Genomic DNA, 22854 nt, shown 5'->3' with positions numbered 1-22854 from the left:
TCACAACGCTACGAAGATGAATAGAGATAAGAATTCATACGTGATCATCTACGCAGCTGTGATGGTCATCCTGGCTGCCGTGCTACTGGCAGGTGCCAATATACTACTCAAGCCTTCACAGGAGGAGAATGCCAACATCGACAAGATGGAGCAGATCCTACGTGCACTAGGACAGACCCCCGATAAGGCTAACGTCATCCCGACCTACAAGAGCCTTATCAAGAAGGAGCTGATGGTCAATGCTGATGGGCAGGTCGTCTCCACAGCTGAGGGCGACCAGATCGGACAGAGCGAAGCCTTCAAGGCTAACACCGAGCTCGACTACAAGCTCATCGCCAAGGGCGAGAAGCGCCCCCTACCCGTCTACATAGCTGAGGTAAATGGCAAGACCATCTACGTACTGCCTATGAACGGGGCTGGTCTCTGGAATAAGATCTGGGGCTACATCGCCATCGATGCCGCAGACCACTCCAGCGTCGTAGGTGCAGACTTCGGTAACGCTGGGGAGACCCCAGGGCTAGGTGCTGAGATCTCCACCCCACACTTCGCCGATCAGTTCAAGGGCAAGCAGATCTTCCGTGAAGGTGTCTTCACAGGTATCGCTGTCGTCAAGAGTGGACAGGTCGCCGAGGACAAGGACTACGTCGATGGTATCTCTGGTGGTACCCTCACCAGCAACGGTGTCCACGATATGCTCGCCGCCTCGCTTGCACCCTTTCAGCAGTTTCTCCTAACCTATAACGCCCAGTAGCCATGTCACTCTGGAACAAGAAGAATAAAGAAACACTCGTAGGGCCACTGAGCAAGAACAACCCTATCATGGTGCAGATGCTCGGTATCTGCTCCGCACTAGCGGTCACCTCCAAGCTCGAGCCCTCGATCGTCATGGCTCTCTCCGTGACTGTCGTCGTAGCCTTCTCGAACGTCGTGATCTCGCTACTACGCAAGACGATCCCCAATCGTATCCGTATCATCGTACAGCTCGTCGTCGCCGCTACACTGGTGACCATCGTGAGCGAAGTGCTCAAGGCCTACGCCTATGACGTGAGCAAGCAGCTCTCCGTCTTCGTCGGTCTGATCATCACGAACTGTATCCTCATGGGACGCCTTGAGGCCTTCGCCCTTGGTAACGGCCCCTGGGAGTCCTTCCTCGACGGGATCGGTAATGGTCTAGGCTACGGTGCTGTGCTGGTGGCTGTCGGCTTCTTCCGTGAGCTCTTCGGCTCGGGTACGCTGCTTGGCTATCAGATCATCCCTCAGAGCTTCTACGCTACGGATGGTATCCACGGCTACGTAAACAACGGGCTTATGATCCTCCCCCCGATGGCTCTCATATCTGTCGCCGTACTGATATGGATACACCGCTCCTACAACAAGGAGCTACAGGAAAACTAATCTCCCACGACAAATAGAACTAAGAAAGAATGGATTCATTAGCCTTATTCTTTAGGTCGATCTTTATCGATAACATGATCTTCGCTTACTACCTAGGGATGTGCTCATTCCTAGCAGTATCGAAGAACGTTAAGACGTCATTTGGACTGGGGATAGCAGTAACCTTCATCCTCACCTGCACGCTACCGATCAACTACCTACTCGAGACCAAGGTCTTCAAGCAGGGCGCACTCGAGTGGCTACTAGGTGCGGAGGCTTCGGGGATCGACCTCTCGTTCCTCTCGTTCATCATCTTCATTGCGGTGATCGCTGCCTTCACGCAGCTCGTCGAGATGCTCGTTGAGCGATTCAGCCCCTCCCTCTACGCTTCACTCGGGATCTTCCTCCCACTGATCGCAGTGAACTGCGCCATCCTTGGGGGATCACTCTTCATGCAGCAGCGTGAGTTCCCCGGTATCGGTGAGGCCACAGTCTACGGCTTCGGGTCTGGGATCGGATGGATGCTTGCCATCGTCGGTATGGCCGCCATACGTGAGAAGATCCAGTACTCAGATATCCCCAAGCCCCTACGTGGCCTCGGGATCACCTTCATCATCACGGCGCTGATGGGTATCGCCTTCCTAAGCTTCTCTGGGGTTAAGCTCCAGGCTGCTGACGACAAGGCACAGCAGAGCCAGACAGAGCAAGTAGAGGCTACCCAAGCACCATCAGGGGTAGAGGCGAACTAACATAGATCAGGTATATAAGTCATAATGAACACAACCATTATACTGGTGAGTGTCGGGGTCTTCCTCCTGCTCACACTCCTTCTGGTGGTCATCCTGCTTGTCGCAAAGAGCAAGCTCGTACCCTCTGGAAACGTTAAGCTCACCGTCAATGGCGAGAAGGAACTAGAGGTACCCATCGGCGGTACTCTGCTCAATACCCTACAGGGTCAGAACATCTACCTCTCCTCTGCCTGCGGTGGTAGTGGCTCCTGCGGTCAGTGCCGTTGCCGTGTCGTAGAGGGTGGCGGTGAGATCCTACCTACCGAGACAGGCTTCTTCTCCCGCAAGGAGCAAAAGGAGCACTGGCGCCTCTCCTGTCAGACCAAGGTCAAGGAAGACATGCAGGTCATCGTACCTGAGTCTGTCTTTGGTGTGAAGGAATGGGAATGCGAGGTCATATCGAACCGCAACGTATCGACCTTCATCAAGGAGTTTGTCGTCAAGCTTCCTGAGGGTGAAGTGATGAACTTCAAGAGCGGTAGCTACGCACAGATTACCATCCCTCCCTACGACATCAAGTATGCCGACTACGACATCGACGAGAAGTTCCGTGGGGACTGGGATCACTTCGACATGTGGAGCCTAACCTGCCACAACGACACCGAGACGATCCGTGCCTACTCCATGGCCAACTACCCTGCTGAGGGGAACATCATCACGCTAAACGTACGTATCGCTACGCCTCCTATGGATCGCGCTACGCACAAGTGGCTCCCCGTATCGCCAGGTATCTCCTCCTCATACATCTTCTCCCTCAAGCCAGGTGACAAGGTGCGCATGAGCGGTCCTTACGGAGACTTCCACATTCAGGACACCGACGCTGAGATGCTCTACATCGGTGGTGGTGCTGGTATGGCTCCCCTACGTGCACAGATCCTGCACCTCTTCCGTACCCTACATACGGGTCGTAAGGTCTCCTACTGGTATGGTGCACGAAGCAAGAAGGAGATCTTCTACGAAGAAGACTTCCGCGAGATCGAGAAGCAGTTCCCCAACTTCTCCTTCCATATCGCCCTCTCCGATCCTCAGCCCGAGGACAACTGGACGGGCTACACAGGCTTCATCCATCAGGTCATCCTCGACAACTACCTCAAGGATCACGAAGCTCCCGAAGATATCGAATACTACATGTGCGGTCCTGGCCCTATGGCTAATGCCGTCAAGGTAATGCTCGAGAACCTCGGGGTAGAGCGCAGTCAGCTCTTCTTCGACGACTTCGGAGGCTAGTCCACGCTCCATACTATCAGTCTTACTGATTTTTCACACCAGCCGTGAGCCCTGCTTACGGCTGGTGTGTTTATATTCCCCTAAGCCCTCTCCTATATCTCTTCTTTAGCCTCTGATTCCCATAAGCAAAGGATCTCTCTAGGCGGAGATAGAATGCACCGCTCACTAACTGCACATATTCCTCTGGAGAAAATGGATATAACCTTGCCTCTGTCCGACCTGCTCCATCCCTAAAGCTCCCAAGTAAGGGCAAACCTCAGAGCAAAGGGCTTTTCTAGCTCCTTGCCCTTGTAAGTCCAATCCTTCGTCACAAGAGACAATACCAGCCTCTACCTTCACCCTTCCGACAGGCATCAGCAGAAATGCCGTAATATTCTGTGAAGAAAAGACGATGAGTTACTATAACTCATCCCTCAACGAGTTATGGTAACTCGCGAAGATAAGTTATGGCAACTTTTGGCGACGAGTTATGGTAAGTCGCTTTGGCGAGTTATGGTAAGTCGTTGAAGCAAGTTACCATAACTCTTAGGGACGATTTATAAAACTCTACTATACCACTATAAACAAGTGCATTACAAACACAACCGGAGGAGTGATTAAGGAAGCAAGCATGAAACGAAAATTAACATTCTGGGACAACGGAGACGGTCAGAAGGTCTAAGATTCCTCTCCACCCGCCTTATGTGCTGAGATGAAGATAAATAGAGTGTGAACCTCGTCCTCTAGGGGCATGTTGTATAGACGAATGAGCAAGAAGACAAAGACGTTGCAACAGACCCTACGTAGGCTGAGAGCCTTTCGACTACCCCTCCCTACCGAGCTTTTCACCTTCCCTCTGGGGTTAGCCTTGAGTTGTGTGTACCCACCCTTCGTGGCATGGGGTAGCGTGGTGGTGTGCTTCATTTTGTGTATCCTCCTCATCAGAGCCTTGGGCTGGCTCGCAGTGAATAGATCCGTAGTCGGGCAATCCGTCTTGGTGAGCTTGCTCTGGGGTCTATCCCTACTCGCCCTACCTAGACTATGCCAGCACCCTCTCGGAGTGCAGGGGCTTCTCCTAGTGAGCTACCTCATCAGTAGCCTTGTCCTACTCACCTACCGCTGGTACACACGTCCCAAGGATCTAAACCAGCAATGCTCGTGCATCCGTGGGAAGATACTCCGTGCTGAGCGACTTCGCTTTGAACGTATCCTCTCGGCTTTCTCTATACTTGCATTAGGCTTTATCCTCGTCAATCTAGAGATATGCCCCCTAGAGTGGGCAAGGCTTCGCTCCATCTCCTCGATGCTCATCGCTGCCTTCGCTGGTGGGATCTATACGCTGGAGAGCTTACACCTCATCTGGGTCAATAAACGTCTACAACATGAGGTGTGGATACCCGTAATGAACGACAAGCAACAGATCATCGGACGCGTGCCGATGACGACACCTCGCAGTGGACAGGGACGCCTCCCCGTAGTGCGACTCATCACCACGACCGAGCACATGGTCTATCTCGAGCAAGCAGAGCGCATCACGCTTCCCTCAACTTCGGGTTACGACACACCATTCATCGCCTGGCTCACAGAGGGCTGTCAGCCTGAGCAGGTTGCTCAGGAGTTGATTGACCTTCGCTTTTGTGGCATTCGTAGAGCGCACCCACGCTTTCTCTTGCATTATCACGAGACCTTGGACGGACAGCCCTTGAGCGTTTACCTCTTTAGTGTAGAGATCGAAGACCCAAGACTCTTGCTGATTGATTGCCTCCCTACCAAGGGGAAATGGTGGCCAATCGAACATGTGACCCCTCGGCTTAGCGAGCGTGACTTTGCTCCATACCTACGCTCAGAGCTCCCTTACCTAGAGCAGACAGTCCTTTTGGCTCACCGCCTGCGCTCAAGCAGTCAGCCCTAACCCTCTCTCCATACACGACCTAGACGCTATGGCACAGACCCTCGGCACGCTCTACCTCATCCCCGTACCACTAGCTGAAGTAGATCATTCAACCTGCCTACCTGCGTATAACGCAAGCCTCATCCCCACTATTCATCACTTCATCGTGGAGAATATCCGCTCCGCACGACGCTTCCTCAAGGCTATAGATCGGACGTTGGATATAGACCAGCTGACCTTATACGAACTGAATAAGCACACCGCTCCTGAGGCAATCGCTGACTACCTACTACCCGCACTGAATGGACAGCCTGTGGGGGTAATCTCTGAGGCTGGTTGCCCTGCGGTAGCCGATCCTGGTGCGGATGTCGTGGCACTGGCTCAACGTAAGGGAATCACAGTTATTCCTCTCGTTGGGCCCAGCTCCATACTTATGGCCCTCATGGGCTCGGGCTTTAATGGTCAGAGGTTTGCTTTCCGTGGGTATCTACCGATTGATGAGCGGGAGCGGACAGAGGCTCTACGAGAGATGGAGGGGCGCATCCGTAGCTGTGGAGAGACACAGATCTTCATCGAGACACCTTACCGCAACGTGCAACTCGTTGAGCAACTTATCCGCCACTGCTCGGGCAACACAATGCTATGTATTGCCTCTGCCCTTACGTCACCCGAGGCTGTCCTTCAGACCAAAAGCCTCTCGGCATGGCGAGGAAACATCCCCAACATCCATAAGATTCCGACGATCTTCCTACTGGGAAGGTAATAGGCTCGCTTACCACTATGCCTCAGCTTGACCCTATTAAACCTGCCTTCTGCAAATCGATTACATCGCTTCTGCCTGATGAAGCAGAGGCTCTCCTTGCCTCTCTAGAGACTGAGCCTATCGTCTCGGTACGCTTCAATCGTCGTAAGCCGTGTGAGACCTTTGTTCCTTTCCACTGTCGTGGGCTCGTCCCTTGGTCAAATGGACTGGGTCATTACCTCAGCGAGCGGCCAAGCTTCACGGCAGATCCTCTCTGGCACTCTGGGGGGTATTATGTACAGGAAGCCTCATCAATGCTCCTTAGCCATATCGCACCTTACCTCGGCGAGGAGCCACTCAAAGCCCTTGACCTCTGTGCTGCCCCTGGGGGGAAGAGTACCCTACTGCTGGATCTACTCCCGCCAGAGAGTGCGCTGGTGAGCAACGAAATCATTCGCTCACGAGCTCAGGTGCTGGCCGAAAATCTCCTGAAGTGGGGCGCAGCAACATTTCTTGTTACCTCGACAGAGCCACGTACGCTAGGTAAACTCAAGCAAACCTTCGACCTTATCCTCGTCGATGCACCATGCTCGGGCGAAGGGATGTTTCGTAAGGATAACGAGGCTCGCACCCAGTGGTCTGAGGAGCTGGTTAGGCAGTGTGCGGAGCGTCAGCGTAGCATCTTAGAGGATATTTGGCCTGCACTTCGCCCCGGAGGTCTACTCGTCTACAGCACCTGCACATTCAATAGGCTAGAGAACGAGGATATGGTACAATTCATCCTCGATGAGCTAGGTGCAGAGGCTCTTCCCTTGGGTGATTTACCACCAGCCGTTACCCCGTCGGCACTTGTGGACTTCCCTTGTTATCGAATGATGCCCCACCGTACGGAGGGAGAGGGACTTTTCCTAGCTCTACTGCGAAAGCGTGGAGAAAACGAACCCTCTATATACCGCAAAGCCTCCAAGGGAAAGCCCCAGACCCCCACTCAGCCACCACAAGAGGTCTCCGCATGGCTTTGCCCCGAGAAGCGAGAGCACCTTGTGTGGCAGCGCCCCAGCGAAGATTTAATCGTGGCAATGCCTCCTCGGGTAGCACAGCTAGCCGATGAACTAAAGAGCTACAAAATACCCATCCTCACAGCTGGCGTGCAGGTTGCCGAGGCGAAGGGGCGTGACTTCCTACCCCATCCAGCCCTCGCCCTCAGTGAATACCGATCACCTGATGCCTTCCCCTCGGTTGAACTCTCCCATGAGGAAGCGATCCGCTACCTCGCACGTGAGGCGATCTCCCTACCCGAAGCCACACCACGAGGGTGGGTACTCGTCCACTATAAAGGGCTAGCCCTTGGCTTCATGAAGCACCTAGGCACACGCTCAAATAATCTATATCCTCAGGCTTGGCGCATACGTCACCCAGAGCAGATACGCTCCCTGATCGAGGCGAAATGACCGACAATATCTTTCGGCTCAAACCCTTTACCATCCGCCACGGAGAGGCTGCACAGAAGGTAGGGACGGATGCCTTACTACTTGGGGCATGGCCTTTCGCTACACTTCCTTCACCTCCCTTGCATCTCCTAGATGTTGGTACAGGTACGGGGATTATCGCCCTTATGCTGGCCGAGCGTTTCCCCTCTGCAAACATTGAGGCATGGGAAGTAGATAATGCTGCCTGCCGTGATGCAGCGGCGAATATCGAGGCCTCACCCTACACAAATCGCCTTACCCTACACGAAGTGAACTACCTCGATGCCGTCAAAGCCTTTGCCTCGTCTGCGCACACGGGCTTCGACCTCATTGTATCCAATCCGCCCTACTTCATCGAGGACGTTCCCTCACCCCACGAACAGCGTCAGCTGGCTCGTCACACAGAGGCCGATGGGCTTTCCCCTGAGACGCTCCTACGTCATGCCTCTGGGCTGCTTAGTCCCTCTGGGTCACTGGCTCTCATTACTCCATCAGCTCTCCTACCCTCCATGCGCAGGATAGCTACGGAGTCTCTACTCAGGCTCTCGGAACTCGCCTACATCTACTCCTCTCCCAATCGCCTCATCCGGACGATTACCCTCTGGCGTAAGCTCTCGCTCTGCGAGCCCTATATCCCTACGCACACCTCACACTTCACGCTCCTCGATAGAAAGGGAAAGCCCTCCGAAGCCTATCGGTCACTCCTCTCAGCCTTCCTCTTAGACAGCGGAGAGGAAGCTGAGGCAGGGGGTAAAACACAGGGCACTACACACGAAGAAGCTCTTTGAGACAACAATTAATCAAGCAACAAAATAGAAGAAACAAACTACGACAAATGAAGCAAATACGCCTACTCTGTACCTTGCTACTACTTACTGTAGCACTTCCCCTCTCAGCACAAAAGCCACGCTTCGAGCCTACGCCCGAGAACTCCCTCCTTGACGGGAAGACAATCGTCAAGACCAACGTACTAGGCATTCTATTCGGTAGCTATTCGCTCGTGGGAGAGCGACTACTCACACCGGGGCTCAGTGCATCGCTAGACCTCAATGCACGCTTTGCTACTAACGGGTCTGACATCGTCACACCATCCAATAGTTACCGCTCTAGGATGGCATTCTGGAATGCTGGCTCAGGCTTCTCCTACTTTGCTGTTACCCCCGAGATTCGCTGGTACCTAAACGGTGGGATGGGACATGGCTTCTATCTGGCGCCCTACTATCGGTTCCAACGCTCGAAGTATACCGATATGTCAAGAGACTTTTTGCTCGAGGACAACACAGGAAAAATCGTGTACGGAGCAATTGCCTATACCGAATATGCCTCCTCTCACTCTGTGGGACTAGGTCTCGGAGCACAATGGCTACTCGGACGAAACAAAAACATCGTCCTTGACTGGTACATCGCAGGTCTTGGCCGAGGTGTTGCATACAATACGGTGGAGGGGAAGTTCCACTTCTCTGATGGGAAAGCCCATGTAACGAGCGTTAATGATGATGCTCTTCGGCAGAGCATTACCGAGAGCTCAGGTACAAACACAAAGGATGCGAAGGTTAGCTTTGATCGTGAGAAGCAGACCTTCCACATCTCAGGGCTTCGCACCAGAGCACTCTCTATTCGAGGAGGATTGTCTGTTGGCTTCCGTTTTTAATCCTCTGGGAAACAACACCTTCTAAGGTCACGAAACCCAACCCCAGCGACTTACCATAACTCGTCAAAGCGAGTTACTATAACTCTCTTCAGCGAGTTACCACAACTCTTCTCAACGACTTACCATAACTCGCTTTGACGAGTTATGGTAAGTCGTTATCTCTTATCCTCGCACCTTGCTCATCTAGCTCATTCATAGCTGCTTGGGGAAACCACCCAAGACTTCTTTTTCTCTCACCTCTTGCTCCCGTTAAGCACCTTTACAACGCACACAAAAGAGATCTAGCCACACAGCACGCCCTCTTCACCAAATCCATCAATAAAACGAAGTAGAGACGCAACGGCCACACCCCACAGCCAAAGGTGAGCCTATCCCTCAATCGGAGATTCAGAGTACTACACTTTAGGTGTCAAGAGAAACACAACATTTGTAAACGCCCCATAGAGCCTGACGCCTCAACTATATACCTCGCCTCTCGATATATTCCCCACGAAAAGCAAGGCAAAGATGAGGAAGCTTTGCACAAAAGCTGTATCTTTGTGCTTATAGTTTAATTTACTTAACAGAAAGAACATTTGCCTTATGAGCTATAATCTCTTAGCAGGAAAGAAGGGAATCATCTTCGGTGCCCTCAACGAACAGTCAATCGCGTGGCGTGTGGCAGAGCGTGCCGTAGAGGAAGGCGCCGAGATCATACTCACCAACACGGCTGTAGCCGTACGTATGGGTCAGCTAAACGAGCTAGGTGAAAAGCTCGGCGCAAAGGTCGTCCCTGCCGATGCTACCAAGGAGGAGGAACTCGAAGTAGTCTTCCAAGAAGCCATCAAGACCTTCGGCAAGGTAGACTTCGTACTGCACTCCATCGGTATGAGCCCCAACGTGCGCAAGGGTCGCTCCTACGATGACCTCGACTACAAGATGCTCCAAACAACGCTCGACATCTCCGCCGTCTCCTTCCACAAGATGCTCCAGGTCGCAAAGCGACTTGACGCCATCGCAGAGGGAGGCTCTGTGGTCGCCCTTACCTACATCGCAGCACAGCGCACCTTCGTGGGCTACGGCGACATGGCAGATGCCAAGAGCCTACTGGAGTCCATCGCTCGTAGCTTCGGCTATATCTATGGTCGTGAGAAGGGCGTACGTATCAATACCGTATCGCAGTCTCCCACAGTTACGACAGCAGGTAGTGGCGTGAAGGGTATGTCCGATCTACTGGACTTCGCAGAGGACCTCTCCCCACTCGGGAATGCCGATGCCAACGACTGCGCAGACTACTGCATCACGCTCTTCAGCGACCTGACACGCAAGATCACGATGCAGAACCTCTTCAACGACGGTGGCTTCAGCTCCATGGGTATGAGCCTCGATGCAATCGAGGTCTTCTCAAAGGGTCGCGACGCTCATAAGTAACCCCGCTCTATCTTCGCTCTCTCCAGCATGATACTTCGCACGGAGAACCTTGTTAAGCGTTACCGCTCCCGCACGGTCGTTAGTCACGTCTCAATCCATGTCGGACAAGGGGAGATCGTCGGCCTCCTTGGCCCTAACGGTGCAGGGAAGACAACCACCTTCTACATGACGGTGGGACTCGTAGTGCCGAACGAAGGACGTATCTTCCTCGATGATGAGGATATCACGAAATTCCCGGTCTACAAGCGTGCTCGTGCAGGCATTGGCTACCTCGCACAAGAGGCCTCCATCTACCGAAAGATGAGTGTGGAGGACAATATCCTCTCGGTGCTAGAGCTAACAAACCGCACAAAGGAGGAGCAAGAGGCTCGACTCGAAGAGCTCATCGGAGAGTTTCGCCTCGAGAAGGTAAGGACAAACCAAGGTAATCGGCTCTCCGGAGGCGAACGCCGTCGTGCTGAGATAGCTCGCTGTCTGGCCATCGACCCAAAGTTCATCATGCTCGATGAACCATTCGCTGGTGTAGACCCTATCGCCGTCCAAGATATCCAGGCGATCGTGGCACAGCTAAGGAAGAAGAACATCGGCATCCTCATCACTGACCACAACGTGTATGAGACGCTGAGCATCACCGACCGAGCCTACCTCCTCTTCGAGGGGAAGGTGCTCTTCGAAGGTACTGCTGAGCAGCTAGCGGAGAACGAAATCGTCCGTGAGAAGTACCTCGGTAAGGACTTCCAGCTCCGTCGCCGTAACTTCGATCACCTCTAGCTAGTACACTCCGACACCTCTAGCCAGGATACCCCAAAAGTAATGTCCCCACTTCCGCTCGCCCAGCGAGTAGAAGTGGGGACGTCTCATTTCTATAGCCTTTGATTTTTCTCCTCATAAAGCCTCTATATGCGATTGTAGCAAGCCTCAATACAGCATTCTACCAAAGCCTCAATACGACATTCGAGGATACACCTTCGTCAGTGCCGGTCAGCTCCTTCCTTCACGAATAGGTTTAACACCCACCTTTTCGCATGACAAAAGGCTCAGAAGGGGCAAAAAGCCCAGATAGGATTGTGGAAGGAAAGAGTCGTTGGGATAATAGCCTCTCGGGAAACAAGTAAATAAAGACAGCGGTACGGAGGTCAGGCAGACCTTCGTACCGCTGTTGTAAGAAATCATCTAACCTGCCTCAGGACAGGCTAGAGTGTGGCTAGAATGTGTACTTAATGCCCACCTGCGCTCTCCAGCGAGAGTTGATGTCGGAATAAGTCCAGGGGTGCTTGTTTGCCACTGAGAAGGTATGGGTACCATCGTTCTCACGCTTGAGAGGCGTGATGCTTGAGTACTCAACAGTTGGCACCATACCCCAACCACGATTCAGTAGGTTACCGACGTTGATGATATCGGCATTGAGCTGGAGCGTGTGACGGCGTCCCCCTACGTTGAGGAAGAAGTCCTGTGCGAAGTGGAGGTCAAACTTATGGAAGAAAGGAGCCATCAGTGCATTACGAGGAATTACCTTACCACGATAGGCTGCTAGATCCTTATGATCCTCGAGGAACTGCTCGTAAGTAACCTTAGAGTCTGGCTTGCTCGTTGCCGACTCGGGGAGATAGAGGAGGTCATTACGCTCGCCATCACCATTGACGTCGGAGGAGTAGAGGACAGAGTAGCGAGGACCAGACTGACCATTATAAACCAGACCAATCGTCGTAGCAAAGTTCTTGGCATACTCGACTCGGTAGTTCAGCTGTCCGACGATACGATGACGCATATCGAAGTTCGAGTAGTAAAGCTCATCCCCATTGATGTCGTAGGAGTAGTTATACTTCCAGTTTGACACAGCCTGTGAGGAAAGACCATCGTTAGCAGCCTTAGATTCGCCGAAGGTGTAAGCAATAGAAGCATCCAGACCAAAGCCGAAGTCCTTGCTCAGCGTACCGGTGATATTGTAGCTGTATCCCTTGCTTGAGTTGGACAGATAGATGAGGTTGGAGTACTTATTTTTCTCGAGACGACTGTAGACGGGGCGCTTGACACCATTACCATGGTCTAGCTCGCCAGTAGCTCTGAGGCCAATGTCCTCATAACGGACGTTGTTCAGCGTCTTCGTATACATAGCCTCAACAGAAGCCTTAATGCCCCAAGGTAGACGAGCTTCGAAGGCTAGGTTAGATCTCCACACCTGAGGATAGACAAAGTCCTTACCCACCATGTTGATCTCGCTCGAGCCTGGGTGCAGATTTGCCTGTCCTATTGCCGAGTTAGGATCGGAGGTAAAGCGAACGTTGTCCTGAGCATCCTTCTTGTTACGATAGGTACGTGCGTACTCGATACCGCTATTAGAGAAGCTATTGGAGATCCAGACAAAAGGCACACGTCCCGTGAAGATACCCGTACCCCCACGCACGACATAGAGGTTGTCGTCGTCAATGGTATAACGGAAGCCAAAGCGTGGAGAGAAGAGAGGCTTGAGGGGTGGGAGGTAATCATTCGTCACCCCACGTTCCTTAGCAATCGCAGAGTTATTAAACGCTGAATTAGCCGTAGGACGATCGATGAAGAAGGGCATATCTATGCGTAGCCCGTAGGTGAGGCGTAGCTTGCTACCCACCTTCCATTCATCCTGTGCATAGAAGCCTAGTTGACCTGCACGGAATGAAGGAGCCCAACGAGAATCGTTCGTCACAGCTGTGTTGACAGAGGAGATCTGGAAGACCTGTGGCCCCACCTCACCTGCTTCACCAATCGAGAGGAAGTCTTGCAGGCCAAGGAGGTTGTTCTTTTCATCTCTATTGCGGTAGTCGTAGTTACCATATAGGTTGGCGATGAATAGATTTCGCATGCGGAAGAGCTCATTGTGCGTACCAAAGGTGATTGTATGGTCACCGAGGCTCAAGCTCAGGTTGTTCGTCAGCGAATAAATATCCTGATCTAGCTCGTTGGCTGGCGTGTATTGGTCTACCCCTGCCTGTATCTGTCTGCTCTTACCTAGATCTATAGAGATGAATGGGAAAGGCTTTCCATTGAAGGAACGCTTGTCTCGAATACCGCTATAGCTCACACGTAGTTCGTTAGCAAGCGTCGAGGAGAGCTTTGAGTTTAGCTCAGCTACAATCGTATTGGTCACGCTACGCTTGAAGTGCCCAGTATTGTAGAACTTCAGCCTATTCGGTGTATTGCTGAAGATATAGGGCTTGTCATCAATATGGCTATAACGCAGAGTCAGGTGATGTGCTTGGCTGATATTCCAGTCCAGACGGATAAGCCCCTTGTAGGTATGGCTAGGTACGTCACGAGAAGTATATCCACCAGCATCGTAGCCAAGAGACTTGAGCTTCTGCTCTACCTGATCAGCCTCAGCCTTGGTGATATTGGAGTTGCTCTCCCCTGGGATGTAGTTCGATGGATACACTTGCTGGACATACTCCCCGTTGGCGAAGAGGAAGAGCTTATCCTTGATAATAGGGCCACCGAAGGTAAAGCCCACCGTATTCTCAAACTGCTTGTCGAGCTTCTTACGGTTCTTGACATCCTTACCTGGAGTCGTGCCGAAGAAGTCTTGGTTGTAGTAGTAATCGTAGACCGAGCCATGGAAGGTATTTGTCCCAGACTTCGTAATAGCGTTCATACCACCGCCCGTGAAGCCCGACTGACGGACATCAAAGGGGGCGATCACCACCTGGAGTGCATCGATTGCTTCGAGAGAGATAGCATTCTTCCCCGAGGTACCGAGACCAAAGACGTCGTTGTTCACTGCTCCATCAATCTGGAAGCTATTGAAACGGCTGTTGGCTCCTGCGAAAGAACCACTACCATTGGACTGGGGAGTGAGCTTGGCGATGTCATAGATACTACGAGACACGGTAGGCACACGCTCGATGTTGCGACGAGAGAAGCTCGAGCCGGCACCTGTCTTCTGAAGGTTAAAGTTACTTCCCTTTTGCCCCGTGATGACCACATCCTTGATTTGTGTAGCGCCGTCCTTCAGAGTGATCTTGAAGTTCTCCGTTTCACCGAGGGAGAGGTTAATATTGCTCAGGGTAAGGGATTCGTAGCCGACGTACGAGATCGTAAGGGTGTAAGGACCACCAGGTCGCATCCCAGTGATACTGAAGTTCCCCTTTGCATTCGTTACAGCCCCATAGGTCGTCCCTGAGGGGAGGTGCTTGGCAAGTACTGTCGCACCGATAAGGCTCTCTTTAGACGATTGGTCGGTAATCGTACCACTAACTGCTGAGGTAGTCACCTGCGCCCAAAGCGAAGGCGAAGCAAGGCCGATTAGGACAAAAGCGAAGAGACGGAGTAGATACGTCTTCATGTGTGTAAGTTGTGTTTGTATTATACTATCCAGATTTGTGTGGGAGGGAGAGACAGGCACATGCTAGGGCTGTGATGTGTTTGTTTGCCTACTTTGCCTGAGGGAATCCTGCTCATGGTCGCTGGGCGAGAGCAAGGGTTTTTACGTGTTTACATAAAGAGCAACGGGTACCTATACTTCACCTTCCCTAAGGGAAGCATGAAGGGACAGGTACCCGTTATGATTGATCGAAGACATCTCTATTATTTCAAGAGAAGAGATCGACTAAGCTTCTGCTGGGGTCTCTTCTTGTGCTGGAGTTTCTTCTACTTGTTCCGCAGGAGCAGCTTCTACTACTTCTTCAGGAGCTTCAGCAGCAGCCTTAGCTTCAGCTTCAGCCTGCTTCTTGGCAGCGACCTCTGCAGCCTTGGCCTTGTTAGCAGCCTGCTCAGCCTCGAGGGCAGCCTTAGCTTCGCTAGCCTTCTTCTTTGCCAGAGACTCTCTGAGGCTACCTAGCTCACCATCCTTCTTAGCCTTCCATGCCTCGAACTTGGCTTCAGCCGTAGCTTCATCAAAAGCCCCCTTCTTGACACCAGCCAGGAGGTGCTTCTTCAGCAGTACACCTTCGTGAGACAGGATGCTGCGAGCGGTATCGCTAGGCTGAGCACCCGTATTCAACCAATACAGCGCACGATCGAAGTCCAAGTCTACTGTGGCAGGGTCGGTATTGGGATTGTATGTACCGATCTTCTCAATAAACTTGCCATCTCGTGGCGCTCTACTGTCTGCGACTACGATCTTGTAGAAGGGATAAGCCTTCCGACCGTGACGCTGCAATCTAATCTTAGTTGCCATTAAACTTGTAATTAATATTTAGTTCCTTCTGCATCGTTGCATCAGTCGTGCACAAAGATAGCAAAATATACCAAGATAACCACCTATCCCCTCAAAGAGCAGGCACAAACAGGTACCGAGGAAAACCCAAGAGAGGTACTGAGGGAAACAGACAAGAGGTATCGGGGAAAACTCATGGATGGTTATGAGGGCACCTAATATCAACATAAATGGGCATTGATAACAAGGTCTAAACAGAGACAAAAAAGAAGCCCCCACAAGAGTCTAGAGAAACTCTTATGGGGGCTCATTATGAGCTTTACTAAGCCACCCAAAGGTCTTAGCCGAGGAAGGCTGTAAGATCAGCTAGCGGAAGGAGGCTCTTGGAATAAGGAACTTACTCAGCAGGTGTCGCAGGAGCCTGCGTAGCAGGAGTGGGCTCTGCGTTGGGGGCTTGCTGGGTAGGAGCAGGTGCACCTCCACCGAGATTAGGCAGTGCGGTAGGAGCAGAACTCTTGGTTGCATTCTCCTCTAGGGTCTGCTGTGTCCTAGATGCATCACTTGTACCTACACCAATGAATCGTGTAGAGATGATGCACAATACCGCTACGATACCAAAGAGCCACCACGTAGCCTTCTCTAGTACATCCGTCGTCTTACGTACGCCCATTATATTATTTGTGGAGGCGAAGGGAGAGGCTAGACCACCCCCCTTAGACTTCTGTACAATCACCAGTAGCACTAGCACAACGGAGGCTAGCAAAATAAGTGCGGTGAGAAAGTAAAACATATTCCTATTTATTTAGCTATTGTATTATTCTCTATAATGCGCTCTAAGAAGCGAATCTGGTCTGCAAAGAAACGACTTTTCTCTGGATAATTCAAACTAAGAGAGCGGATAATGCGCAGAGCCTTATCATAATGTCCTTGCTGGATATAGATTTTAGACAGTGTCTCCGAGAGCAGGCTATCCTCACCGACTTCCTCCGATTTAGTCGTCTGTGATGCTTCTTGCTCCTTGACCGATTTAGAGGAGAGAAGCTCCTCATCCTTCATATCCACCTGAGCAAAATCCTGCCCCGAAAAGTAATCCCCTACCTCAGCAGGCACCTCTAAGTGCAAGCTCTCAGGCAAATCCTCCCCCGTAGAGCGAACACCCTCTAGGAAGCTATCGATAAGGGAAAAAGTATCCTCCTCAGACTCCGCCTCCTCGCCAGGAGTAAAATGCTCTTTTTGTGCCTCAACAAGACGAAAGAGTCGTTCCCTATCCGGCAGGAGCACCGCCAAGCGACGTAGTTCGGAGGGGTAACGCACATCCTCGGCGAGAGCTAGGTTATAAAGGTATAGGAAGGCAAAGACTCCACAGTAGGGGTAAGACTCATAGAGCTGTCTCACGGCAGGTAGGGTCTCCGGGCTAAGCCGTGTGGGGTCTGCGAGGTAGCTATTCAGTTCGTTCAGTCGCATCCTTACCAGTTCTCTACCGTAGCGTTAAATATCTGCTTGATCAGATCCTCTGTGATCTCTCGGAGCAAGTCATCCTGCACAGCCACGAAGGGCTGTGAGCGAGGGAAGTCTCGATAGGCCTTGAAACTCCTATCAAAGCTCTCCTTCTCATTTGCTCGGTTTGTAAACTTCACTTGCACCGTCACAGTGAAGACAGTACGCTCAGCGAAGTTATCTTGCCCGATGGACATTGGTGCCAAATCATACCCCGTAATCGTACAGTTCAGCTCGAGGTCACCTGCCTGAGGAACGAGATCAAGGCGTGTACGACTCACATAACGATCCTTCAGTTGCTCTGTGAAGCTCGCTGCCAGAGGAGGGTAAACCACGGGAGCCTTATTAAAGACTTCACCGATAGAGATGGTCTTGATCTGGGTGTAGTCTATTGCTCCGCCATTGAACTTATAGCTCACACTGCACCCTAGCACAAGGAGGCACATCACCGCTGAGGCAACGAAGAGATAGAGTTTATTCCGCATCCAAGCCATATTCCTTAATCTTTCTATAGAGTGTACGCTCGGAGATCTTCAGATCCTCTGCAGCAGGTCGTCTGCGTCCACTATGGCGGGCCAGCGCAGCGATGATGACATTTCGCTCTATATCCTCCAGCGAGAGTGGTTGCTCCTCATACTCGAGTTCCTCTGCACGGGGGTGGTGTGGGCCAACATGCCGCTCTGGCGTATCTGTTATCTCCTCTGTATGCGTGTAGTCCTCTGCGATGGTCGGGACACTGGGGAAGCTCTCCTCCCGAGGGAGCACCGCAGCTGTGAGCGAAGGATGAAGCTCCCCTGGGGTATACTCGCCATGTGCAGATGTCGAAGGAATCTTGACCTCCCCACGCATGATCCCTGCCACGAGGCTCTTCATCTCCGCCATATCCTTCTTCATATCGAATAGGATCTGGTAAAGGATCTCACGCTCATTAGCAAACGAACTCCCCTCTCCTCCTGTTGCAGCAGAGGCTCTAAGAGCCGGATGGTAGTCTGCCGATGGGGTCTTAGGCAAATACTTGCGCACCATCTCAGCAGTCACGAGTCGCTCCTCCTCCAGTACGCTGATACGATCAGTGAAGTTACGAAGCTCACGTATATTCCCTGGCCAGCGATAGGCCTCCAGCAACTCTGTTGCCTCGGGGGTTAGGCGGAGCGAGGGCATGTTGTACCGCTCTGCGCTCATCGAGGCAAAGAGACGAAAGAGTAAGGGGATATCCTTAGCCCTACTGCGTAGTGGTGGGACTTCTATGGGTACGGTATTCAGACGAAAGAGCAAGTCCTCACGGAAACGCCCACGCTCTACCGCCTCGTGTAGATTCACGTTCGTTGCCGCCACGATACGCACATCGGTCTTCTGTGTTTGGCTCGCTCCAACGGGGATAAATTCACCTGTCTCCAGCACGCGTAAAAGGCGTGCCTGTGTGGCAAGGGGTAATTCCCCTACCTCATCAAGGAAGATCGTCCCCCCCGAAGCCTCTTGAAAGTATCCCTTCCTATCGGTAATGGCTCCCGTAAAAGATCCCTTCAGATGCCCAAAGAGCTCCGAGTCAATCGTTCCCTCGGGTATTGCTCCACAGTTCACAGCGATATAAGGGCCATGCTTGCGGACACTGTTTTGGTGGATAATCTTTGGGAAGCTCTCTTTCCCGACTCCACTCTCCCCGATAACGAGGACAGACATATCCGTAGGAGCCACCTGGACAGCCGTGCGAATGGCATGATCCAGAAGGGGACTATTACCTATAATGCCGAAGCGGTGCTTGATCTGCTGAATATCGATACTCATCTATAGCTTAAACCAGTTTGCACCACAAAGATACATAAGCCCCAGCACTTCGCCCCTGTCCGTACCCGCTGCTCGCCTCTTTATCCCTGGACCCATTATATATTTAGAAACCATTATATGCAGAGAGTTGCACCTCTCACAACGGAAACGAAGGGGAGCCATCATCATGAATGACCTCCGTAATAGGCGGTATAAGGTATCGTTTCCTCCCCCTCAGATGTATCTCCTCGGTAGCGTCACCTTCCTCCTCCCCTATCAGACCAATCTTTCCTCCCCCACAAATAAAAAGCATAACAAGCTCACTCAAAACAAGATAAAACACCCACCCAAAGCCACCTCAACGACTTACCATAACTCTCTGAAACGACTTACCATAACTCGCCCCAGCGACTTACCATAACTCTTCGTGACGAGTTACCATAACTCTTTCTGACGACTTATGGTAACTCGTCATCCCCCTTTTCAAAACCCTTTATTTAAGGCGTTTTATAGGGGCATAAAATACCTCACCCTTCCCTCGGAGTCAATTCCATGGTATCCCCCCTCTCAACCTCAGGGAAGAAACAATACCGACTCACCCCAACCAAAAAATTCATCCCACCACAGCTCAAATACCCACAAGAGGTCAAGTTGTGGAAATCTTTTCTTTGAGCAAACAAAAATCGCTTATAATTAACCGCTTACACTTATTCCATTATGTGTATAACTAGGTGTATAAGTCAGTGGTTATCCCTCCGATTGTTTGATTTATAAGACGTTAGAAACAGCACCCTGAGACAACCTACCTCAAGGTTATTTAAGGCTCTGAAAACAAAACCAATACTATTTCTACGAGAAAAGCAAACTTTCACTACGTTTTTTTTTCTCCGAATTATTGGCAAACTTTGCATTCGGAAAGTGGCTCACCTCTGACCCCTGATTCACATAATACACTTATGTACAATCATTTAGTCTGTGGATAACTCTTTCTCAACAGGTTAGCTGAGGTAGGTCACACCCCTCCCCACAAGCCCACCATAATCAGAGATAGCAATCGCCACAAGAATGCGACTATAAACTTTACACCCTTGGCAACGGACAACGGAACTACCCCTCTCATGCAAACGCCGATCTCTCCCTCGGGAGATACGCTCTGGCAGCGTTGTATGCTGCTGCTGGCTCAGGCCACCGATCCACAGACTCTTCAGACGTGGTTCACCCCCATCCGCTCGGTGGGTGTGGAGCAACGCGAAGATGAGAAGGGTGAGACCTTTGATGCACTCGTCCTATACGCACCCTCGGAGCAGTTCCTCAATACCCTGATGGAGCGGCACTTTGATCTGCTGAAGCAGGTCACCGACAGCGTACTAGGCGGAGAGATGGAGGTAGTCATTGATGTTGACCCAGAGATAGCAAGGCGACAAATAGCACGCCAAGCTCTCTCCCCCAAGGCTCAAGAGTACACGTCGCACCTGAGTGCTGATCTACGCTTTGAGACCTTCTATGAGAGCGCATGTAACAGGGAGGCTCTGAGGATCGCTGAGGCTACGGCCGCACGCCCAGGGCAAGCACCTCTGAACTTTCTATTCATCTATGGCCCTAGTGGTGTGGGTAAGACGCACCTCTCTCAGGCCATCGGACAGCGAGCTATGGAGCTACACCCTGAGCTGAGAGTAAGCTACGTGTCAAGCTCGAAGTTTGAGGCGCAGTTCATCCGCGACAGCCTAAACCGAGGCCCAGGGCGTGGCACCTTCATTGGCTTCTACCAGCAGATGGATCTCCTGATTATCGACGATATACAGGGACTCATCGGCAAGGTAAAGACACAACAGGCCTTCTTCGACATCTTCAACCACCTTTACCTACTAGGCAAGCAGATCATCGTGACTTGTGATGTGCCACCTATTGATCTCAAGGGGATGGAGACACGTATCATGACCCGCATCCAGAGCGCGATGATGCTGCGCATTGATCGCCCAGACCTCGAGCTAAGGCGTAAGATACTCCAGCATCGAGTTGCAGAGAGCGGAGTTGAGCTGGGTGAGGAATGTGTCGAGTTCATCGCTGAGAATATGCCCGACAATGTCCGTCAGCTTGAGGGAGCCATCCGTACACTCATCACACACTCCAAGTACTCAGATCAGGGTAAGGTCGATATGGCGATGACACGTCGTATCGTCGGGGGCTCCGTCTCAATCGACCAGCGTGAGATTACACCAAACACCATCCTAGAGGCCGTTTGCGAATCCTACGGTCTCCAGCCTGACCAGCTACGCACGTCCTCCCGACGTGCTGAGCTAGCCCTTCCGCGACAAGTGGTGATGTATCTCGTGAAGAAGCTCACCAATGTCTCCTACAAGGCCACAGCAAAGCTCCTCAACCGCAATGACCACACGACCGTCATGCACGGCGTGAAGTCCATCGAGGGACGTATCGAGCTCGAGCAAGACCTGAAGCAACGCATCACCGAAATCGAGCTCAAACTCAAGGGTCGCTAGCCTACCCTCTCTTCTGTAACCGAGCACTAGAGGAGGGCCTAACACGGCATAGAGGAGGGCACGAGCATAGCACGCTAGAGGACGCTCATCTCCCCACACACGAGGGAGCAAAACTTCTGCACAGCGCACACCCAGACCATCATCAGAGGGCAATTAAATCCCCACACAAAGCAAAAGCAAGTAGCCCATGCATCCGTCTTTCGACGTGGCGCATGGGCTACTTGCTTCTCCCTTTATATGTAAGCCTATCCCTTTTCAACAGGGCTTTACACTCATTATTCGTAGGTTAGTAGGACTTCTTCGTAGATTGCTGAGAGATCCTTGGCAATACGCTTCGGGGTAAACCTCTGTACATAGTGCAAACCATCCTCAATCATCTTCTTACGGAGCGATATATCAATCACCACTCGGTCGATTAGAGTAGCCAGCATCGAGGCATCCGTAGGATCAGTGTACAGACTACTCGGGCCTCCAGCCTCCTCTAGACAAGAGCCTGTAGCCCCAATCACAGGTACCCCTGCACTCAGAGCCTCAATAATAGGGATCCCGAAGCCCTCAAAACGAGAAGGGTAGACAAACACCTCCGCTCCAGCATAGATCCCCGGGAGGTTTCCCCCTGAGACACCGTGCAAGAGATGCAGACGAGACAGCACCCCGAGACGACGAGCACGCTCTAGGACGAGCTGGGTGTAGGGTGTCTTGCGCCCAACAGCCACGAGATGCAGCTCTTTATCTTGTAGTAAACTTAGAGCCTCGACTATGAGACCAAGATTCTTGCGCTCCTCAATACTTCCCACAAAGAGGATGTAGCGACGAGGAAGAGCAAAAAGACCACGTGAAGCCTGCGTCTCTTCAGGGGTAATGCGTGAGAATGCCTCAGAGCATCCCTGATAAACAGTGGTCACGCGCTCCTCCTCCACACCGAAGATATCAATCACATCCCTGCGAGTAGCTTCACTCACCGTAATGACACGATCGGCATGACGTGCCGAGGCTCCGTACTTCTTCCTATAGAGGAGACGATCAATCGCCTTATAGAACTGCGGGTAACGGATGAACGCCAAGTCATGGATCGTTACCACAGTCCCCACCCGACGAGCGTTATACAGTCCGACAGGTAGCTCGTTACTAAGTCCGTGGAAAAGGTCCACATGCTGCGTCCGAAGATGACGAGGGACAGAGAAGTTACGCCACAGGCTCCCACCCATCAATGCCAAGGCACGATGCGGCGTGAAGAGACGTACAGAGCGATGTGTGAGGAGCTGCCGGTAAAGCTCAGGATTTCCCACAGAGGGCGAGTAGAGCAGGTAGCGGTTCTCGGGCAGGAACTCCGTGAGCGTGCCGAGGACGAAGCGACTATAGTTGCCGAGCCCCGTAGCGTTGTGCGTGATGCGCTTTGCATCAAAGGCAATATTCATCAGTCAGGTAGTGGGTAT

Annotated in this window: 19 protein-coding genes; 12 read left to right on the top strand and 7 right to left on the bottom strand. The window is 52.0% G+C overall.

Annotation, left to right across the window (positions count from 1 at the left end):
* Positions 1 to 16: 16 nt before the first annotated feature.
* From nqrC to lptB, 11 genes are all read left to right on the top strand, one after another.
* Positions 17 to 751, top strand: coding sequence for an NADH:ubiquinone reductase (Na(+)-transporting) subunit C (gene nqrC / locus HMPREF0636_RS01745; RefSeq protein ID WP_005468262.1), 735 nt, complete (start codon positions 17 to 19; stop codon positions 749 to 751).
* Positions 752 to 753: 2 nt separating this feature from the next.
* On the top strand, positions 754 to 1395 hold the full coding sequence (gene nqrD / locus HMPREF0636_RS01740; protein ID WP_005468261.1) for an NADH:ubiquinone reductase (Na(+)-transporting) subunit D: 642 nt from the start codon (positions 754 to 756) through the stop codon (positions 1393 to 1395).
* A gap of 29 nt (positions 1396 to 1424) precedes the next feature.
* A complete protein-coding gene (nqrE, locus tag HMPREF0636_RS01735; protein ID WP_005468260.1) occupies positions 1425 to 2123 on the top strand; it encodes an NADH:ubiquinone reductase (Na(+)-transporting) subunit E in 699 nt (232 codons plus the stop codon).
* Positions 2124 to 2147: 24 nt separating this feature from the next.
* Positions 2148 to 3389 carry an NADH:ubiquinone reductase (Na(+)-transporting) subunit F gene (gene nqrF, locus HMPREF0636_RS01730; RefSeq protein ID WP_044168050.1) on the top strand — a complete coding sequence of 414 codons (1242 nt, stop codon included), beginning with the start codon at positions 2148 to 2150 and terminating at the stop codon, positions 3387 to 3389.
* Between the two features lie 745 nt (positions 3390 to 4134).
* Entirely contained in the window at positions 4135 to 5280 is a 1146-nt protein-coding gene (locus HMPREF0636_RS01725; RefSeq protein WP_044168048.1) for a hypothetical protein, read from the top strand.
* 28 nt (positions 5281 to 5308) lie between these two features.
* Complete coding sequence (locus HMPREF0636_RS01720) at positions 5309 to 6022, top strand: SAM-dependent methyltransferase (protein ID WP_044168046.1); 714 nt, start codon at positions 5309 to 5311, stop codon at positions 6020 to 6022.
* Positions 6023 to 6039: 17 nt separating this feature from the next.
* Complete coding sequence (locus tag HMPREF0636_RS01715) at positions 6040 to 7452, top strand: methyltransferase RsmF C-terminal domain-like protein (RefSeq protein ID WP_044168045.1); 1413 nt, start codon at positions 6040 to 6042, stop codon at positions 7450 to 7452.
* Positions 7449 to 8258 carry a tRNA1(Val) (adenine(37)-N6)-methyltransferase gene (locus HMPREF0636_RS01710; RefSeq protein WP_052328696.1) on the top strand — a complete coding sequence of 270 codons (810 nt, stop codon included), beginning with the start codon at positions 7449 to 7451 and terminating at the stop codon, positions 8256 to 8258. The genes HMPREF0636_RS01715 and HMPREF0636_RS01710 overlap by 4 nt, the downstream gene beginning before the upstream one ends.
* Positions 8259 to 8305: 47 nt before the next feature.
* Positions 8306 to 9121 (top strand): hypothetical protein, encoded by an 816-nt coding sequence (locus tag HMPREF0636_RS01705; protein WP_052328695.1) that lies wholly within the window; start codon positions 8306 to 8308, stop codon positions 9119 to 9121.
* A gap of 582 nt (positions 9122 to 9703) precedes the next feature.
* Positions 9704 to 10531 (top strand): enoyl-ACP reductase FabI, encoded by an 828-nt coding sequence (locus HMPREF0636_RS01700; RefSeq protein WP_005468248.1) that lies wholly within the window; start codon positions 9704 to 9706, stop codon positions 10529 to 10531.
* A 27-nt stretch (positions 10532 to 10558) separates the two neighbouring features.
* Positions 10559 to 11302, top strand: a complete 744-nt coding sequence (lptB, locus tag HMPREF0636_RS01695; RefSeq protein ID WP_005468246.1) for an LPS export ABC transporter ATP-binding protein — start codon at positions 10559 to 10561, stop codon at positions 11300 to 11302.
* 433 nt (positions 11303 to 11735) lie between these two features.
* Here the strand turns inward: lptB and HMPREF0636_RS01690 are convergent, their stop codons facing one another.
* From HMPREF0636_RS01690 to HMPREF0636_RS01665, 6 genes are all read right to left on the bottom strand, one after another.
* On the bottom strand, positions 11736 to 14846 hold the full coding sequence (locus HMPREF0636_RS01690; protein WP_044168044.1) for a TonB-dependent receptor: 3111 nt from the start codon (positions 14844 to 14846) through the stop codon (positions 11736 to 11738).
* Between the two features lie 264 nt (positions 14847 to 15110).
* A complete protein-coding gene (locus tag HMPREF0636_RS01685) occupies positions 15111 to 15680 on the bottom strand; it encodes a 30S ribosomal protein S16 (protein WP_005468242.1) in 570 nt (189 codons plus the stop codon).
* A gap of 376 nt (positions 15681 to 16056) precedes the next feature.
* Positions 16057 to 16449: a preprotein translocase subunit SecG gene (secG, locus tag HMPREF0636_RS01680; RefSeq protein WP_005468238.1), complete on the bottom strand. Its 393-nt coding sequence runs from the start codon at positions 16447 to 16449 to the stop codon at positions 16057 to 16059.
* Between the two features lie 8 nt (positions 16450 to 16457).
* A complete protein-coding gene (locus HMPREF0636_RS01675; RefSeq protein WP_044168041.1) occupies positions 16458 to 17123 on the bottom strand; it encodes a DUF8458 domain-containing protein in 666 nt (221 codons plus the stop codon).
* Between the two features lie 2 nt (positions 17124 to 17125).
* Entirely contained in the window at positions 17126 to 17650 is a 525-nt protein-coding gene (lptE, locus tag HMPREF0636_RS01670; RefSeq protein WP_044168039.1) for an LPS assembly lipoprotein LptE, read from the bottom strand.
* Positions 17631 to 18941, bottom strand: a complete 1311-nt coding sequence (locus HMPREF0636_RS01665) for a sigma-54 interaction domain-containing protein (protein WP_044168038.1) — start codon at positions 18939 to 18941, stop codon at positions 17631 to 17633. Before HMPREF0636_RS01665 ends, lptE begins: the two co-directional genes overlap by 20 nt.
* Before the next feature lie 1097 nt (positions 18942 to 20038).
* On the opposite strand from HMPREF0636_RS01665, the gene dnaA reads away from it, so the two are divergent.
* Complete coding sequence (gene dnaA / locus HMPREF0636_RS01660; RefSeq protein WP_155807265.1) at positions 20039 to 21418, top strand: chromosomal replication initiator protein DnaA; 1380 nt, start codon at positions 20039 to 20041, stop codon at positions 21416 to 21418.
* 275 nt (positions 21419 to 21693) lie between these two features.
* On the opposite strand, the gene HMPREF0636_RS01655 is transcribed toward dnaA, so the two are convergent.
* The gene (locus HMPREF0636_RS01655; protein ID WP_005468229.1) at positions 21694 to 22836 is read right to left on the bottom strand and encodes a glycosyltransferase family 4 protein; all 1143 of its coding nucleotides are present in this window, start codon (positions 22834 to 22836) and stop codon (positions 21694 to 21696) included.
* Positions 22837 to 22854: the final 18 nt, after the last annotated feature.

Origin of the sequence: Porphyromonas catoniae ATCC 51270, from assembly GCF_000565015.1 — a bacterium.
Taxonomy (GTDB): domain Bacteria; phylum Bacteroidota; class Bacteroidia; order Bacteroidales; family Porphyromonadaceae; genus Porphyromonas; species Porphyromonas catoniae.
Note: the sequence above shows the minus strand (reverse complement) of the source record. Positions and strands in the feature narration are given on the sequence as shown.

Bases quoted from the DNA above. Each gene is read 5' to 3' on its own strand.
- HMPREF0636_RS01685 (WP_005468242.1), bottom strand. From the start codon at position 15,680: ATGGCAACTAAGATTAGATTGCAGCGTCACGGTCGGAAGGCTTATCCC.
- lptE (WP_044168039.1), bottom strand. From the start codon at position 17,650: ATGGCTTGGATGCGGAATAAACTCTATCTCTTCGTTGCCTCAGCGGTG.
- nqrF (WP_044168050.1), top strand. From the start codon at position 2,148: ATGAACACAACCATTATACTGGTGAGTGTCGGGGTCTTCCTCCTGCTC.
- HMPREF0636_RS01700 (WP_005468248.1), top strand. From the start codon at position 9,704: ATGAGCTATAATCTCTTAGCAGGAAAGAAGGGAATCATCTTCGGTGCC.
- HMPREF0636_RS01665 (WP_044168038.1), bottom strand. From the start codon at position 18,941: ATGAGTATCGATATTCAGCAGATCAAGCACCGCTTCGGCATTATAGGT.
- HMPREF0636_RS01710 (WP_052328696.1), top strand. From the start codon at position 7,449: ATGACCGACAATATCTTTCGGCTCAAACCCTTTACCATCCGCCACGGA.
- HMPREF0636_RS01690 (WP_044168044.1), bottom strand. From the start codon at position 14,846: ATGAAGACGTATCTACTCCGTCTCTTCGCTTTTGTCCTAATCGGCCTT.
- lptB (WP_005468246.1), top strand. From the start codon at position 10,559: ATGATACTTCGCACGGAGAACCTTGTTAAGCGTTACCGCTCCCGCACG.
- HMPREF0636_RS01705 (WP_052328695.1), top strand. From the start codon at position 8,306: ATGAAGCAAATACGCCTACTCTGTACCTTGCTACTACTTACTGTAGCA.
- HMPREF0636_RS01655 (WP_005468229.1), bottom strand. From the start codon at position 22,836: ATGAATATTGCCTTTGATGCAAAGCGCATCACGCACAACGCTACGGGG.
- nqrE (WP_005468260.1), top strand. From the start codon at position 1,425: ATGGATTCATTAGCCTTATTCTTTAGGTCGATCTTTATCGATAACATG.
- HMPREF0636_RS01720 (WP_044168046.1), top strand. From the start codon at position 5,309: ATGGCACAGACCCTCGGCACGCTCTACCTCATCCCCGTACCACTAGCT.
- nqrD (WP_005468261.1), top strand. From the start codon at position 754: ATGTCACTCTGGAACAAGAAGAATAAAGAAACACTCGTAGGGCCACTG.
- secG (WP_005468238.1), bottom strand. From the start codon at position 16,449: ATGTTTTACTTTCTCACCGCACTTATTTTGCTAGCCTCCGTTGTGCTA.
- nqrC (WP_005468262.1), top strand. From the start codon at position 17: ATGAATAGAGATAAGAATTCATACGTGATCATCTACGCAGCTGTGATG.
- HMPREF0636_RS01725 (WP_044168048.1), top strand. From the start codon at position 4,135: ATGAGCAAGAAGACAAAGACGTTGCAACAGACCCTACGTAGGCTGAGA.
- HMPREF0636_RS01715 (WP_044168045.1), top strand. From the start codon at position 6,040: ATGCCTCAGCTTGACCCTATTAAACCTGCCTTCTGCAAATCGATTACA.
- HMPREF0636_RS01675 (WP_044168041.1), bottom strand. From the start codon at position 17,123: ATGCGACTGAACGAACTGAATAGCTACCTCGCAGACCCCACACGGCTT.
- dnaA (WP_155807265.1), top strand. From the start codon at position 20,039: ATGCAAACGCCGATCTCTCCCTCGGGAGATACGCTCTGGCAGCGTTGT.